This is a genomic window from Streptomyces sp. NPDC039465 (genome assembly GCF_055639315.1).
In genome coordinates this window covers 429119-443482 of record NZ_JBVKAP010000004.1, presented here as the reverse complement: position 1 = coordinate 443482, position 14364 = coordinate 429119, and the positions used below count along the sequence as shown (strand labels likewise).

General features: G+C 70.3%; 14 protein-coding genes. 5 read left to right on the top strand and 9 right to left on the bottom strand.

Features of this window, described 5'->3' with window-relative positions; translation table 11 throughout:
• Positions 1–79 precede the first annotated feature (79 nt).
• Positions 80–598 (bottom strand): DUF2617 family protein, encoded by a 519-nt coding sequence (locus tag ACZ7LT_RS16560; protein WP_471236745.1) that lies wholly within the window; start codon positions 596–598, stop codon positions 80–82.
• Between the two features lie 726 nt (positions 599–1324).
• Between ACZ7LT_RS16560 and ACZ7LT_RS16555 the strand changes: the two genes are divergently transcribed.
• Positions 1325–2500, top strand: coding sequence for a pyridoxal phosphate-dependent aminotransferase (locus ACZ7LT_RS16555; protein WP_471236744.1), 1176 nt, complete (start codon positions 1325–1327; stop codon positions 2498–2500).
• A 61-nt stretch (positions 2501–2561) separates the two neighbouring features.
• On the top strand, positions 2562–3776 hold the full coding sequence (locus ACZ7LT_RS16550) for a glycosyltransferase family 39 protein (protein ID WP_471236743.1): 1215 nt from the start codon (positions 2562–2564) through the stop codon (positions 3774–3776).
• Between the two features lie 11 nt (positions 3777–3787).
• On the opposite strand, the gene ACZ7LT_RS16545 is transcribed toward ACZ7LT_RS16550, so the two are convergent.
• Both ACZ7LT_RS16545 and clpB read right to left on the bottom strand, forming a co-directional pair.
• Positions 3788–4321, bottom strand: coding sequence for a type III secretion system chaperone family protein (locus ACZ7LT_RS16545; RefSeq protein ID WP_471236742.1), 534 nt, complete (start codon positions 4319–4321; stop codon positions 3788–3790).
• A gap of 163 nt (positions 4322–4484) precedes the next feature.
• On the bottom strand, positions 4485–7070 hold the full coding sequence (gene clpB, locus ACZ7LT_RS16540; RefSeq protein WP_471236741.1) for an ATP-dependent chaperone ClpB: 2586 nt from the start codon (positions 7068–7070) through the stop codon (positions 4485–4487).
• A gap of 145 nt (positions 7071–7215) precedes the next feature.
• On the opposite strand from clpB, the gene ACZ7LT_RS16535 reads away from it, so the two are divergent.
• Entirely contained in the window at positions 7216–7629 is a 414-nt protein-coding gene (locus tag ACZ7LT_RS16535) for a pyridoxamine 5'-phosphate oxidase family protein (protein WP_471236740.1), read from the top strand.
• A 148-nt stretch (positions 7630–7777) separates the two neighbouring features.
• Here ACZ7LT_RS16535 and ACZ7LT_RS16530 read toward each other — a convergent pair whose 3' ends face one another.
• Together ACZ7LT_RS16530 and ACZ7LT_RS16525 are read right to left on the bottom strand one after the other, a co-directional pair.
• The gene (locus tag ACZ7LT_RS16530) at positions 7778–8095 is read right to left on the bottom strand and encodes a (2Fe-2S)-binding protein (protein WP_471236739.1); all 318 of its coding nucleotides are present in this window, start codon (positions 8093–8095) and stop codon (positions 7778–7780) included.
• Positions 8092–8310, bottom strand: coding sequence for a hypothetical protein (locus ACZ7LT_RS16525; RefSeq protein ID WP_471236738.1), 219 nt, complete (start codon positions 8308–8310; stop codon positions 8092–8094). The genes ACZ7LT_RS16530 and ACZ7LT_RS16525 overlap by 4 nt, the downstream gene beginning before the upstream one ends.
• A 132-nt stretch (positions 8311–8442) precedes the next feature.
• Here ACZ7LT_RS16525 and ACZ7LT_RS16520 point away from each other — a divergent pair, with 132 nt between their 5' ends.
• Complete coding sequence (locus ACZ7LT_RS16520; RefSeq protein ID WP_471236737.1) at positions 8443–9423, top strand: helix-turn-helix transcriptional regulator; 981 nt, start codon at positions 8443–8445, stop codon at positions 9421–9423.
• A gap of 2 nt (positions 9424–9425) precedes the next feature.
• Positions 9426–9926 carry a hypothetical protein gene (locus ACZ7LT_RS16515; RefSeq protein ID WP_471236736.1) on the top strand — a complete coding sequence of 167 codons (501 nt, stop codon included), beginning with the start codon at positions 9426–9428 and terminating at the stop codon, positions 9924–9926.
• A 98-nt stretch (positions 9927–10024) separates the two neighbouring features.
• Here ACZ7LT_RS16515 and ACZ7LT_RS16510 read toward each other — a convergent pair whose 3' ends face one another.
• From ACZ7LT_RS16510 to dnaK, 4 genes are read right to left on the bottom strand one after another with little or no spacing between them, the layout of a single operon-like run.
• A complete protein-coding gene (locus ACZ7LT_RS16510; protein WP_471236735.1) occupies positions 10025–10477 on the bottom strand; it encodes a heat shock protein transcriptional repressor HspR in 453 nt (150 codons plus the stop codon).
• A 4-nt stretch (positions 10478–10481) separates the two neighbouring features.
• Entirely contained in the window at positions 10482–11657 is a 1176-nt protein-coding gene (gene dnaJ / locus ACZ7LT_RS16505) for a molecular chaperone DnaJ (RefSeq protein ID WP_471236734.1), read from the bottom strand.
• A gap of 30 nt (positions 11658–11687) precedes the next feature.
• Positions 11688–12338: a nucleotide exchange factor GrpE gene (grpE, locus tag ACZ7LT_RS16500; RefSeq protein ID WP_471236733.1), complete on the bottom strand. Its 651-nt coding sequence runs from the start codon at positions 12336–12338 to the stop codon at positions 11688–11690.
• Positions 12335–14182 carry a molecular chaperone DnaK gene (dnaK, locus tag ACZ7LT_RS16495; RefSeq protein ID WP_471236732.1) on the bottom strand — a complete coding sequence of 616 codons (1848 nt, stop codon included), beginning with the start codon at positions 14180–14182 and terminating at the stop codon, positions 12335–12337. Before dnaK ends, grpE begins: the two co-directional genes overlap by 4 nt.
• Between the last annotated feature and the right edge of the window lie 182 nt (positions 14183–14364).

Sequence of the window (14364 nt, the reverse complement as noted above, 5' to 3'; positions counted from 1 at the left end):
TAACGCTACGTCACAGCCCTTTCACTTTTGGTCACCCACACGGGTGTTTGGCCCCACTCACACCCGCCAGGGCGACCTTTTACAGAACCACCGGCATCCGTGCTCCGATGCGGGTCCGCGTCACCACCAACTGCCCTTCCTGCGGGTAGGCGTGCCAGGTTCGCCAGCGCACCTGCCCTTCGTGCCGCTGCGCCAGCATCGCCGTGAAGGCGTGCGGCGAGCCCGGGAACGTACCGGCCAGACCGTTGGGATGGTCGGCGACGAGCGCGAGCAGCTCCTGCGCCCGGCCCGCGAACGAGCCCTGCGAGAGCGTCTCGACGCGCGCCGCGAACTCGTACTCCCACTCCCCCACTCGTTTCGAGACACCCAGCGGCAGCGGTGTGCTGCTGCCGGGCATACAGGCGACGGTCTCCGAACAGCTGCTCTGCTCCTCCTCCAGCAGGACCTGGTGCGAGGCGCCCAGAAGTCTCAACTGAAGCTTGGCTCCGGTCAGTTCGAGGTCGAGTACGGCGAGGGCGGGCAGCGGCTCCCGCCCCAGCGCCCAGGCCAGATCGGCCGCGCGCGTGTCGGTATAGGACGTTTTCAGGGTCGTGAGCATGGGTCGGCTCCGCAAACAGGGTTTGACGGGGTGGACCGGGGGCGCCCCGGAGAAATGGATTCAACGGGAGTGGGGGTTCGCCGGCTCGGGTCCACACAAGGTCCGAGGGCTGGATTTCCTCAACAGCGAGGGAATCATGAACTGCGGGAGACTCACAGCGTTTTTACCCAACTTGACGCGGTTTCCATCCCCTAGGGGGCTCCCCGGTTCATCTGTTCAAACAAATACGGATCGCGTGACGACAACGGGTTTCAGATCGGTCAACAAGAAGGCGCCCGGCCGGAGTTCTTCCGGCCGGGCGCCTTCAGTGGTCGCGGACCAGCTGCCCCGTGTCAGCTGCCTCCGCCACCGCATCCACCTCCGCCGCCGCCACCGCCGCCACCGCCGCAGGACGAGCCGCCGCCGCAGGAGGAACCTCCACCACAGGACGAGCCGCCGGAACCGCCGGCCCACCAACTGTCACGCCCACGCGACGAACGCCGGCGGTTGCCACCCCGCGAGGCCACCAGTCCGACGACCACGACCACAAGCACGATTCCGATCACGAACGCTTCCATTTACGTCACCCCCGTTTTTCGTGTGTCCGGTCGATGCCCTTGGCGCCGCGCGTTCAAATCCGAATTGAGGAAGTCCAGAGGTTCGGCGCCTCAGGTCTCACGACCGGTCGATCCCCCCGCGGCGGACGGGTCAAAGCACACTTGAGGAAGTCCAGAGGTACGCCGGAGGATGACCCTCATGACAAGGCCACCGCTCAACCGCCGCCTCGCCGCGTTCGGCACCACGATCTTCGCCGAGATGTCCGCGCTGGCCGTGCGGACCGGGTCCATCAACCTCGGACAGGGCTTCCCCGACACCGACGGCCCCGAGGAGATCCGCGAGGCCGCGGTCCGCGCCCTGCGGGAGGGCCGGGGCAATCAGTACCCGCCAGGCCCCGGCATCCCCGAGCTGCGTACCGCGATCGCCGACCACCAGCTGCGCCGCTACGGCACCGCCTTCGACCCCGACACCGAGGTCCTGGTCACCGCCGGCGCCACCGAGGCCATCGCCGCCTCGCTGCTCGCGCTCCTGGAGCCGGGCGACGAGGTGATCGCCCTGGAGCCGTACTACGACTCGTACGCCGCCTGCGTCGCCATGGCGGGCGGCGTCCGCGTCCCGGTCACCCTGCACCCCCACGAGGGCCGCTACGTCCTCGACCTGGACGAGCTGCGGGCCGCCGTCACCGACCGCACCCGGCTCGTCCTCCTCAACACCCCGCACAACCCCACCGGCACCGTTCTTACCCGTGACGAGCTGGCCGCCGTCGCCGCCCTCGCGGTCGAGCGCGACCTGCTCGTGGTCACCGACGAGGTCTACGAACACCTGGTCTTCGACGACGCCACGCACGTGCCGATCGCCACGCTGCCCGGCATGCGGGAGCGGACCGTCACCATCGGCTCGGCCGGCAAGACCTTCTCCTTCACCGGCTGGAAGGTCGGCTGGATCACCGCGCCGCCGGAGCTGACCGCCGCCGTCCGGTCCGCGAAGCAGTTCCTGACCTATGTCTCCTCCGGGCCGTTCCAGTACGCGGTCGCCGAGGCCCTGCGGCTGCCCGACAGCTACTTCGAGGGGCTGCGCGCCGATCTGAGCGCCAAGCGGGACCTGCTGAGCGACGGCCTGGAGGAGGCCGGCTTCGAGGTCTTCCGGCCCTCGGGGACGTACTTCGTCACCACCGACATCCGGCCGTTCGGCGAGAGCGACGGCTTCGCCTTCTGCCGGGCCCTGCCGGAGCGGTGCGGGGTGGTCGCCATCCCCAACGCCGTCTTCTACGACCACCGCGAACAGGGCGCGCCCTTCGTCCGGTTCGCCTTCTGCAAGACGCGGAGTGTTCTCGAAGAGGCGGTGTCCCGGCTGAAGGGACTGTAGGCCGGTCGGATCTCGCCCCGGAACGGCCTTTAGCGCCGCCCGGAATGTGCCGATTGTCGGGTTGACCGATGACGCGCACGACCGGAGGTGCCCCCTGTCCGCCGAGACCCTCGACCACGCGGCGTCCGCCGGCGCGCGGCCCGTCCCCCGCTGGCGGGCCGCGCTCCACCGCGCCGCCCCCGCACTCGGGCTGTTCGCCGCGGCGCGGCTCACCGGCATGGCCGCCCTGGCGGCCTGGGCCTGGCACATCGGGCGCTCGCCACGCGCGCTGCTCGCGACCTCCTGGGACTCCCTCTGGTACACCCGCATCGCCGCGCACGGCTACGGCCGGACGCTGTACTGGCCGGACGGCATGGTCCAGTCCGACCTGGCGTTCTTCCCGCTCTACCCGGCGCTGGTGCGGGCCACGACCGCGCTGCTGCCGGTGGCCGGGGGGACGGCCGGTCTGGTGCTGTCCTGGGCCGCGGCGGGCGCCGCCGCCTGGGGGATCTATCTGGTCGGCGAGCGGCTGCACGGCCGGGCCACGGCCACCGTGCTCGTCCTGCTGTGGGGCCTGCTGCCGCACTCGATCGTGCTCTCCATGGCGTACACCGAGCCGGTGATGACCGCCTTCGCCGCCTGGGCGCTGTACGCGGTGCTCACCCGGCGCTGGCTGTGGGCGGGCGCCCTGGCCGCGCTCGCCGGGCTCTCCCGGCCCAGCGGGATCGCGGTCGCGGCGGCGGTCCTCGTGGCGGCCGCGTACGAGCTGTGGCAGGGCCGGGGGCGTCGGCGGCCGGGCCGGGCGGCCGTGTGGGCGGGGGCGGCGCTGGCCCCGCTGGGCTGGTGCGGCTACGTGCTCTGGGTGGGGGCGCGCACCGGCGACCTGCTCGGCGGCTACTTCACCGTCCAGGAGGGCTGGTCGTCCCGGTTCGACCTGGGGATCGGCGCGCTGCGGGTCGTACGGACCGTGCTCACCGCCCCCACCCACTTCGGCTTCGGCATGGCGATGCTGATCACCGGCGCGGGGGTGCTGCTCTTCGTCCTGCTGCTGCTGGACCGGCCGCCGCTGCCGCTGCTCGTCTACACGACCGTGCTGGTCCTGATCACGGTCGGCGGATCCGGCTTCTTCGAGTCGAAGCCGCGCTTCCTGCTGCCCGCCTTCCCGCTGCTGCTGCCGCTGGCCCACGCACTGACGAAAGCCCGGCCGAGGGCCGCGATCGTGGTGGTCGCGGCCCTGGCCGGGCTGTCGTTCGGCTACGGGGTGTACGCGCTGACGCTCGCCCCGATGGCGCTGTGATCCCCTGGGCCCTAGGCCTCGTCGGGCTTGTCGTCCGACTCCGTCGGCTCCAGGCCGAACTGCTCGACGAGCCACTTGTCGAACCCGATGGAGGCCCGCACCCAGCTGACCGTCGAGGAGACGAAGTGCTCCAGCGAGACGCCGGTGCCGATGAGCATCTGCGCCTCACCGATCAGCCGGAGGGTGGCGGAGCCGTCCTCGTCCTCGTGCAGGTGGGTGTAGACCTTGGGCCACAGCGTGCGGCGGTTCCAGTCGTCGATCGCGTCGAGGATCTTGGCGCGGTCGTCGGCGGGGTGCGGACGGTCGTAGAAGGTCCGCACCGAGAAGACCCGCTGGTCCTCCTCACCACGGAACATGAAGTACGTCCGGAAGTCCTCCCACGGCGCCGCGAGGTCACCCTCGTCGTCGACGACGTACTTCAGCTCCATCTGCTCGAGCAGCTGCTTGACCAGGTCCTGGTCGGGGACCACGGGGCCCGCCGGTCCTGCGGCCTGAGGCTGGGGCTGTCCCCCGAAATTCGGAATCGAGGACGGGTCGATGCTCACCGTGAATTTCCCTTCGTACGGTTCCTGCCATCCTCTCCCATCCCCGGCGGTCGGTGGCAAGCCCCGGCCAGTGCGATCCGCTGCGGGCTGACAGGATCTCGTTCCCCTGGCGGACGCCACAGGGACGCCACGGGGGCGGAGCGGCGCCGGGCGCGCGGGGTCGTTACCCCGCCGCGCCCACGATCAGGCCGTCCTCGAACCGGTCCACCCGGACCGTGTCGCCGTCCCTGACCTCGCCCGCGAGGATCTCCTTGGCCAGCCGGTCGCCGATCACCGTCTGGATCAGGCGGCGCAGCGGCCGCGCGCCGTACGCCGGGTCGTTGCCCTCGTCGGCCAGCCAGGCCAGGGCCTCCGGCGTGACGTCGAGGGTGAGCCGGCGCTCGGCGAGCCGCTTGGCGAGCCGGTCGATCTGGAGGCGGGCGATGTCGGCCAGCTCGTCCCTCGACAGGGCGGAGAAGACGACCAGGTCGTCCAGCCGGTTGAGGAACTCCGGCTTGAAGGAGGCCCGTACGATCTCCAGGACCTGCTGCTTCTTCTCCTCCTCGCTGGTGAGCGGCTCGACCAGGTACTGGCTGCCCAGGTTCGAGGTGAGGACGAGGATGGTGTTGCGGAAGTCCACCGTCCGGCCCTGACCGTCCGTCAGCCGCCCGTCGTCCAGGACCTGCAGGAGGATGTCGAAGACCTCCGGGTGGGCCTTCTCCACCTCGTCGAGGAGCACGACGCTGTACGGGCGCCGGCGCACGGCCTCCGTGAGCTGGCCGCCCTCCTCGTAGCCGACGTAGCCGGGCGGGGCGCCGACGAGCCGGGCGACGGAGTGCTTCTCGCCGTACTCGGACATGTCGATGCGGACCATGGCCCGCTCGTCGTCGAAGAGGAAGTCGGCGAGCGCCTTGGCGAGCTCCGTCTTGCCCACGCCGGTCGGGCCGAGGAAGAGGAACGAGCCGGTGGGCCGGTCCGGGTCGGCGATCCCGGCCCGGCTCCTGCGGACCGCGTCGGAGACGGCCCGTACGGCCTCGCCCTGGCCGATCAGCCGGCGGCCGAGCTCGTCCTCCATGCGCAGCAACTTCTGCGTCTCGCCCTCCATGAGCCGCCCGGCGGGGATGCCGGTCCAGGCGCCCACGACGTCGGCGATGTCGTCCGGGCCGACCTCCTCCTTGACCATGGTGTCCTTGGCGACCTCCTGCTCGGCCTCGGAGGCGGCCTCCAGCTCCCGCTCCAGGGCGGGGATCTCGCCGTAGAGCAGCTTGGAGGCGGCGTCGAAGTCGCCGTCGCGCTGGGCCCGCTCGGCCCGGCCGCGCAGCTCGTCGAGCTTCTCCTTCAGCTCACCGACGCGGTTGAGGGACTGCTTCTCCTTCTCCCAGCGGGCGGTCAGGCCGCGCAGCTCCTCCTCGCGGTCGGCGAGGTCGCGCCGGAGCTTCTCCAGGCGCTGCTTGCTGGCCTCGTCCGTCTCGTTCTTGAGCGCCAGCTCCTCCATGCGGAGCCGGTCGACGGAGCGCTGGAGCTCGTCGATCTCCAGCGGGGAGGAGTCGATCTCCATCCGGAGCCGGGAGGCGGCCTCGTCGACGAGGTCGATGGCCTTGTCCGGCAGGAAGCGGGAGGTGATGTAGCGGTCGGAGAGGGTCGCGGCGGCCACCAGCGCGGAGTCGGCGATCTGGACCTTGTGGTGGGCCTCGTAGCGGCCCTTGAGGCCGCGCAGGATCGCGATGGTGTCCTCGACCGTGGGCTCGGCGACCAGGACCTGCTGGAAGCGGCGCTCGAGGGCGGGGTCCTTCTCGATCCGCTCGCGGTACTCGTCGAGGGTGGTGGCGCCGACCATCCGCAGCTCGCCGCGGGCCAGCATCGGCTTGAGCATGTTGCCCGCGTCCATGGCGGAGTCGCCGCCGGCGCCCGCGCCGACGACGGTGTGCAGCTCGTCGATGAAGGTGATGATCTGCCCGTCGCTCTCCTTGATCTCGGAGAGCACGGTCTTGAGGCGCTCCTCGAACTCGCCGCGGTACTTGGCGCCCGCGACCATCGCGCCGAGGTCGAGCGCGACCAGGCGCTTGTTCTTGAGCGACTCGGGGACGTCGCCCTTCACGATCCGCTGGGCGAGGCCCTCGACGACGGCGGTCTTGCCGACGCCGGGCTCACCGATGAGGACGGGGTTGTTCTTGGTGCGGCGCGAGAGCACCTGCACGACGCGGCGGATCTCGTGGTCCCGGCCGATGACCGGGTCCAGCCTGCCCTCACGGGCCGCGGCCGTGAAATCCGTACCGAACTTCTCCAGGGCCTTGTACTGGCCCTCCGGGTCGGGTGTGGTCACCCTGCGCCCTCCCCTGCTCTTCTCGAACGCGTCGAGCAGCCGCTCGGCCCGCGCCCCCTGCTGGGCGAGGACCTCGCCGGCCCGTCCGCCCTTGGCCGCGATCCCGATGAGCAGATGCTCGGTGGAGAGAAAGTCGTCGCCGAGCTCCTTGGCGCGCTTCCCGGCGTCGGCGACGACGGCGAGGAGATCGCGGTCGGGCTGCGGCGGGGCGACGGTGGAGCCGGTCACGCGGGGCTGGGCGGCCAGCAGCCGCTCCGCCCCGGACCGTACCGCGGCCTGGTCGGCCTCGACGGCGGCGAGGAGATCGACGATGTTCTCGTTGTCCTGACCCGCCAGCAGCGCGAGGAGCAGATGGGCAGGGGTCAGATCGGGGTGTCCGTCGGACACGGCGCGGCTCGTCGCCGCGTTGAGCGCGTCCCGGCTCCTGTTGGTCAGCTCTGCGTCCACGTGCGCGGTCTCCTCCTCGTGCTTCGGCTCTTCGGCGTGCCCCTCAGCACGCTCTCAGCATGTCTGACTCATCGAACGTGCACAAAGTTGAGTCTATTCCACTCAAGGTGTCGTGGGCGCCCCTCCCGCGGGTAGGTTCCGGCCCATGGCCATCGACCCACGGAACCCGGACGACTCGTACCTCAGCTTCTGGCGGGAGTACCACATGTGCACGCTGACCACCCCACGGCCGGACGGCAGTCCGCACGTGGTGGCGGTGGGCGTGACCTACGACCCCGAGGGCGGCGAGAAGGGCATCGCCCGGGTGATCACCAACAAGCACAGCCACAAGGTCGCCAACGTCCTGGCGGCCGGCCCGGACGGGGCACGGGTCGCGGTCTGCCAGGTGGACAAGGGCCGCTGGGCGACGCTGGAGGGCGTGGCGAGGATCCGGACGGAGGCGGAGGTCGTCGCGGACGCGGTGGAGCGTTACGCGGCCCGCTACGGCCGTACGCCGGCGCCCAACCCGGACCGGGTGGTCATCGAGATCGCGCTGACGCGGGCGATGGGACGCGCCTGACCCCGGAGGCTCTGACTCCGGGGCCCTGACTCGGGGGAACCCCGGGGGCGTACGGACACAGCACAGCGGCGCCATCGTGTTTCAGGTCCACGATGGCGCCGCTGTGTGGGGGAAGCACCTGAGCGATTTACAACGACGGGGGAACCGCTCAGGCACTGCGGGGGGTGGCGGTGGTGGTCTCGGGCTCGACCAGTTGGTGGTCGCGCTGGTCAAGGTTGACGAAGATCATGCCGTACCGGATGGCGCAGCGGACGGGCTGCGGCGCACCGCGGGGCCGCCTCAGACACCGGTAGGCACGAACGTCCTCGTCCTGCTCACGAGCAACGATGATCGGCTCGCCGAAGAGAGTGACCATCAACGAATCGCCACAGTGCGGAATCGCCGTGACGAGGTCGATGAAGTGCCACCCGGATCGATAGGCCGAAGCCATCTCACGCCGGAAGCGCGAGTCGTCGGGAACGTTCATGCGCCCACGGAAGACCAGCCGGGGTCGCTTTTCAGCGCGACCGACGTGTCGGGGGCCACGTCGAGGGCGAACGACCAGCCGGGGTCATGCGGCGCGGTCGCGGCGTTTGCGGGTGCTACCGACCAACCGGGATCCTCGACCGCCCCCAGAATCCCCCCCGCGGCAGCCGCGACGAAAGCGGCAGCGGCCACTGCGCGTATGAGTTTCTTCGTCATCACCGAGCAACCTCACTTGAAGGCAACGTCTCTTTCCAACCCCCGCGGCAACGACGATGGCTTACTCTCTCCGCTTACACCACCTAAGCCATGCATCATGTTCCTGAGATGCAGGAGCCTGGGGGTGTACATATGCAGAAAAAACCGGACCAACCCGGGCACCCGCATTCGCATGCCGAACTGTGCAAGGAGGGGGCGGAGCTCTATGCCGGAGCGTTGCGCACCGGACGAATAGCCCGGTCAGAGGCGGGGAAGGCGCCGTGCCTGCTCGACCTGTCGCTCCTTCACCCGGACCCGGACGACGCACAGTGGCTCCGTCCGGTTCCCCCCTCGGCGGCCCTCGCGCAATTGCTGCAACCGATCGAGCGGGAGATCCTGGAGCGCAGACGGCTCACCGTCGAACTCTCCGACGCGTTCGAGCCATTCATGGCCATCAGCGCCCAGGATCCGCCCACCACGCACGCCATCACGGTCCTCGAAGGCATCAGCAGGATCAACACCACCCTGGACCGCGTGGTCGCGGGGTGTACGCAGGAGCTACTGACCGTCCAGCCCGGCGGCGGCCGTCCAGCCCACGCGCTGAGCGAGGCCCTACGGCGCGTCAGACCCCTGCTGGGCCGGGGGATTCGCATGCGCACGCTGTACCAGCACACCGCCCGCCACACCGAACTCACCCTCGCCTACCTCGAACACGTCGGCCCCGAGGTGCAGGTCCGCACCCTCGAAGAGATCATCGACCGGCTCATCATCGTGGACCGCGAGGTCGCCTTCATCCCCGCCCGGCGCGACCGCCAGGTCGCCCTGGAGCTGCGCCACCCCGGCCTCGTCGAGTACCTCGTCGGTGTCTTCGACCAGTTCTGGCAGGTGGCCGTGCCGATCAAGGAGGAGATCCCCTACGATCTGCGCTCCGACGGCATCAGCGGAATCCAGCGCTCCATCGCCAAGCTGCTCGTCGAGGGCCACGTCGACGAGGCCATCGCCCGTCGCCTCGGCATGAACGTCCGCACCTGCCGCGCCCATATCGCCAAGCTCGCCTCCGCCCTCGGCAGCGGCAGCCGCGCCCAGCTCGGCTATCTCATCGCCCAGTCCGGCATCCTGGAGCAGGATCACTGATCATGAACGACCACCTTCCCGGCCCGCCCCGCATCCAACTGGACCCGCGGGCCGGCACCCTCGACGTGTCCGGCCCCGGCCTGCCGGCCGTACGGCTGGTGCGCGCCGACGGCGCCGAGGGGGCCAAGCTCAACGAGCACGTCCCGATCGGCACCCGCGAGGCCGCCCGGCTCACCCTCACCGTGGACGGCGTCCCCGCGAGGATCACCCCCGCCAAGGGCCGTATCTCCCGCAGGTCCTACCGCGTCGACGCCAAGGTCGGCGGCGCCCGCTACCGCCTCGTGCCCTGCTCGTACGGCGACAGCAGGCTGCTGAAGAACGGCCGCAAGCTCGGCGAGCTGGACTCCACCGGCGACGGCAAGGTCGCCGCCGACTGGGACGAGGGCGCGAAGGTCCTCGCCCAGGACGTCGCCGTCGGCACGGCCCTCGCCGCCGCCTTCGGCACCGGCGCCTCGCCGTGGTGGGAGACCACCCTGGACGTCATATCCGAGCTGATCCCCTAGCCGCGCCACACGGGCACGCGAACGACGAAGCCCCCTCCGCCCGGGAGACCGGATCGGAGGGGGCTTCGCCATGACACAGGGTTCGTCATGGCACAGGGCTACTCGCCGCGCTTGGGACGCCAGACCACCAGCGCACTCGCCTGCTGCACATCCGTGTACGGCACCAGATCGCGCCGGTACGAGGCGTGCACCTGCGCCTCGCGCTGACGCAGCGTCGCCGCCGCGCCCTCGACCGCCGCCGACAGCTCGGCCACCCGCGACTGGAGCGCCGCGACCTGGTTCTCCAGCTCGATGATGCGCTTGATGCCGGCCAGGTTGATGCCCTCGTCCTGGGACAGCGCCTGCACCTGACGGAGCAGCTCGATGTCCCGCGCCGAGTAGCGCCGGCCACGACCGGCCGTGCGGTCCGGGGAGACCAGGCCGAGGCGGTCGTACTGCCGGAGCGTCTGCGGGTGCAGGCCGGAGAGCTGGGCCGCCACCGAGATCACGTACACCGGCGTCTCGTCGGTCAGTTCATACGGATTACGGCTGCGTCCTGGTCGGCTGTCCATGACGTCAAGCTCCCTTCGCGGCCTGGAACAGCTCTGCCCTGGGGTCCTCTCCCGCGGTCGCCTCGCGGTACGACTCCAGCGCTTCCTTCGCCTTGTCGCCGAGCGTCTGCGGGACCTGCACCTCGACGGTGACCAGCAGGTCGCCGCGGGTGCCGTCCTTGCGGACCGCTCCCTTGCCCCGGGCGCGCATCGTGCGGCCGTTGGGCGTGCCCGCGGGCAGCTTCAGCGTGACCGCGGGGCCGCCCAGCGTCGGGACCTTCACCTCGGCGCCGAGCGCCGCCTCGTCGAAGGTGACGGGGACGGTGACGGTGAGGTTGTCGTCCTTGCGGCCGAAGACCGGGTGGGCGTCGACATGGACGACCACGTACAGGTCGCCGTGCGGCCCGCCGCGCTCGCCCGGCGCGCCCTTGCCGCGCAGCCGGATCCGCTGCCCGTCGGAGACACCCGCCGGGATGCGGACCTGCATCGTCCGCGAGGACTTGGCGCGGCCGCTGCCGTGGCAGACCTCGCACGGCGTCTCCGCGATCAGGCCCCGGCCCTTGCAGTCCACGCACGGGTCGGTGAGCGAGAAGCCGCCGCCCGAACCACGCGAGACCTGGCCGGTGCCGACACAGGTCGGGCAGACCCTCGGCGTGCCGTTCTTGTCGCCGGTGCCCGAACACGCCTTGCAGGGCTGCTGGCTGGACATCCGCAGCGGGACCGTGGCCCCGTCGACCGCCTCGGTGAAGCTGAGCGTCACCTCGGACTCGATGTCCTGGCCGCGGCGCGGCTGCGTACGCGTACCCGCGCTGCCCGCGCCGCGGTTGAACAGTCCGCCGAAGACGTCCCCGAGGCCGCCGCCGAAGCCCCCGGCGCCGCCGCCGGGGCCCTGGGCACCGCCGAAGAGGTCGCCCAGGTCGAAGTTGAACGAGCCGCCGCCGGGTCCGGGGCGGAAGCCGCCGTTCCCGAAGAGCGCGCGGGCCTCGTCGTACTCCTTGCGCTTCTTCGGGTCGCCGAGGATGTCGTTGGCCTCGGAGATCTCCTTGAAGCGCTCCTCGGCCTTGGTGTCACCCTTGTTGGCGTCCGGATGGTTCTCGCGGGCGAGCTTCCGGTACGCCTTCTTGATCTCGGCGTCCGTGGCGTCCTTGGGGACGCCGAGAACCTTGTAGTAGTCCTTCTCGACGAAGTCCTTCGTGCTCATCGACGTCCCTCCTTCCGGACGATCGTTGCGTCAGCCCTCCTCGGGGCCACCGCTCTCCTCGTCGGCCTTCTTCTCGTCCTTCGCGGACGGCGTCGCCCCGGGCTGGGGCTCGGCCACCGCCACGCGCGCGGGCCGGATGGTCCGCTCGCCGATCCGGTACCCCGGCTGCAGGATCGCCACGCAGGTCGTCTCGGTGACGTCCGGCGCGTACGAGTGCATCAGGGCCTCGTGGATGGTCGGGTCGAAGGGCTCGCCCTCCTTGCCGAACTGTTGCAGGCCCATCTTGGCGGCGACCGTCTCCAGCGATTCGGCCACCGACTTGAACCCGCCCACGAGCTCGCCGTGTTCCCGGGCGCGGCCGATGTCGTCGAGCACCGGCAGCAGCTCGGTGAGGAGGCCCGCGACGGCGATCTCCTTGACGGTGACCCGGTCGCGCTCCACCCGGCGGCGGTAGTTCTGGTACTCGGCCTGGAGCCGCTGGAGGTCCCCGGTGCGCTCGGCGAGCGCGCTGCGGGCCTGGTCCAGCTGGGCCGTCAGACCGGCGGTCTGGCTTACGTCCCCGGCCGGGGCCGCCGAGCCCTCCTCCGTGGAGGGGGCCTCGGCGGCTTCGGCGGCGTCGTCAGGGGTGGCGCCGGAGGGGACGTCAGGCTTCTCCTCGAAGCCCGGGGTCTCCTCCGTCACGCCTGGCCACCCTTCGGCTTCTCGTCGTCGACGATCTCGGCGTCGACGACGTCGTCCTCGGCCTTGGCCTGGCCCGCGTCACCGGCACCGCCGGCGGCAGCCTGACCGGCCTGGGCGTCGGCGTAGAGCGCCTGGCCGAGCTTCTGGGAGACGGCCGCGACCTTCTCGGTGGCGGTGCGGATCTCCGCGGTGTCCTCGCCCTTCAGCTTCTCCTTGAGCTCGGCCACCGCCGTCTCGACCTCGGTCTTGACGTCGCCCGGGACCTTGTCCTCGTTGTCCTTGAGGAACTTCTCGGTCTGGTAGACCAGCTGCTCGCCCTGGTTGCGGGACTCGGCGGCCTCGCGGCGGCGGTGGTCCTCGTCCGCGTACTGCTCGGCCTCCTGGCGCATCCGGTCGACCTCGTCCTTCGGCAGCGAGGAGCCGCCGGTGACGGTCATCTTCTGCTCCTTGCCCGTGCCGAGGTCCTTGGCCGTGACGTGCATGATGCCGTTGGCGTCGATGTCGAAGGCGACCTCGATCTGCGGGACGCCGCGCGGGGCCGGCGGGAGGCCGGTCAGCTCGAACATGCCGAGCTTCTTGTTGTACGCCGCGATCTCGCGCTCGCCCTGGTAGACCTGGATCTGCACGGACGGCTGGTTGTCCTCGGCCGTCGTGAAGATCTCGGACCGCTTGGTCGGGATCGTGGTGTTGCGCTCGATGAGCTTGGTCATGATGCCGCCCTTGGTCTCGATGCCGAGGGACAGCGGGGTCACGTCGAGGAGCAGGACGTCCTTGACCTCACCCTTGAGGACACCGGCCTGCAGGGCGGCGCCGATGGCGACGACCTCGTCCGGGTTGACGCCCTTGTTGGCGTCCTGACCGCCGGTCAGCTCCTTGACGAGCTCGGCGACGGCGGGCATACGGGTCGAGCCACCGACGAGGACGACGTGGTCGATCTCGCTGAGCTGGATGCCCGCGTCCTTGATGACGTTGTGGAACGGCGTCTTGCAGCGCTCCAGGAGGTCCGCGGTCAGCTGCTGGAACTGGGCGCGCGTGAGCTTCTCGTCCAGGTGCAGCGGGCCCTCGGCGGACGCCGTGATGTAGGGCAGGTTGATCGTCGTCTCGGTGGAGGACGACAGCTCGATCTTCGCCTTCTCCGCGGCCTCGCGCAGACGCTGGAGAGCCATCTTGTCCTTGGCCAGGTCGACGCCGTGCCCGTTCTGGAACTGCTTCACCAGGTAGTCGACGACGCGCTGGTCCCAGTCGTCACCACCGAGGTGGTTGTCACCGTTGGTGGCCTTCACCTCGACGACACCGTCGCCGATCTCCAGCAGCGAGACGTCGAACGTACCGCCACCGAGGTCGAAGACGAGGATGGTCTGGTCGTCCTTGTCGAGGCCGTAGGCGAGCGCGGCGGCGGTCGGCTCGTTGACGATACGCAGGACGTTGAGGCCCGCGATCTCACCGGCCTCCTTGGTGGCCTGACGCTCGGAGTCGTTGAAGTAGGCCGGGACGGTGATGACCGCGTCCACGACCTTCTCGCCCAGGTAGGCCTCGGCGTCGCGCTTGAGCTTCTGCAGGATGAAGGCGCTCATCTGCTGCGGGTTGAAGCTCTTGCCGTCGATGTCGATCTTCCAGTCGGTGCCCATGTGGCGCTTGACCGACCGGATGGTCCTGTCGACGTTGGTGACCGCCTGACGCTTGGCGACCTCGCCGACGAGCACCTCGCCGTTCTTCGCGAAGGCGACGACGGACGGCGTGGTCCTGGCGCCCTCGGCGTTGGTGATGACGGTGGGCTCGCCGCCTTCGAGAACGCTGACGACGGAGTTAGTCGTGCCCAGGTCGATGCCGACCGCACGTGCCATTTCAATTCCTCCAGCTGACCTGACTTGAGTGGAACTGACTCAAGGATGCATGACCGCCCCGGATGAGTCAACAGACCTGAGTCGAGGCGACTCAACTTCCCGTCGGATGGCTCACTCAGACCCGCCACTCGGCCCAGCTCAGAGCCGCTTCAGCCCGGCCCAGCTCCCGGCGCGGCCCCGGC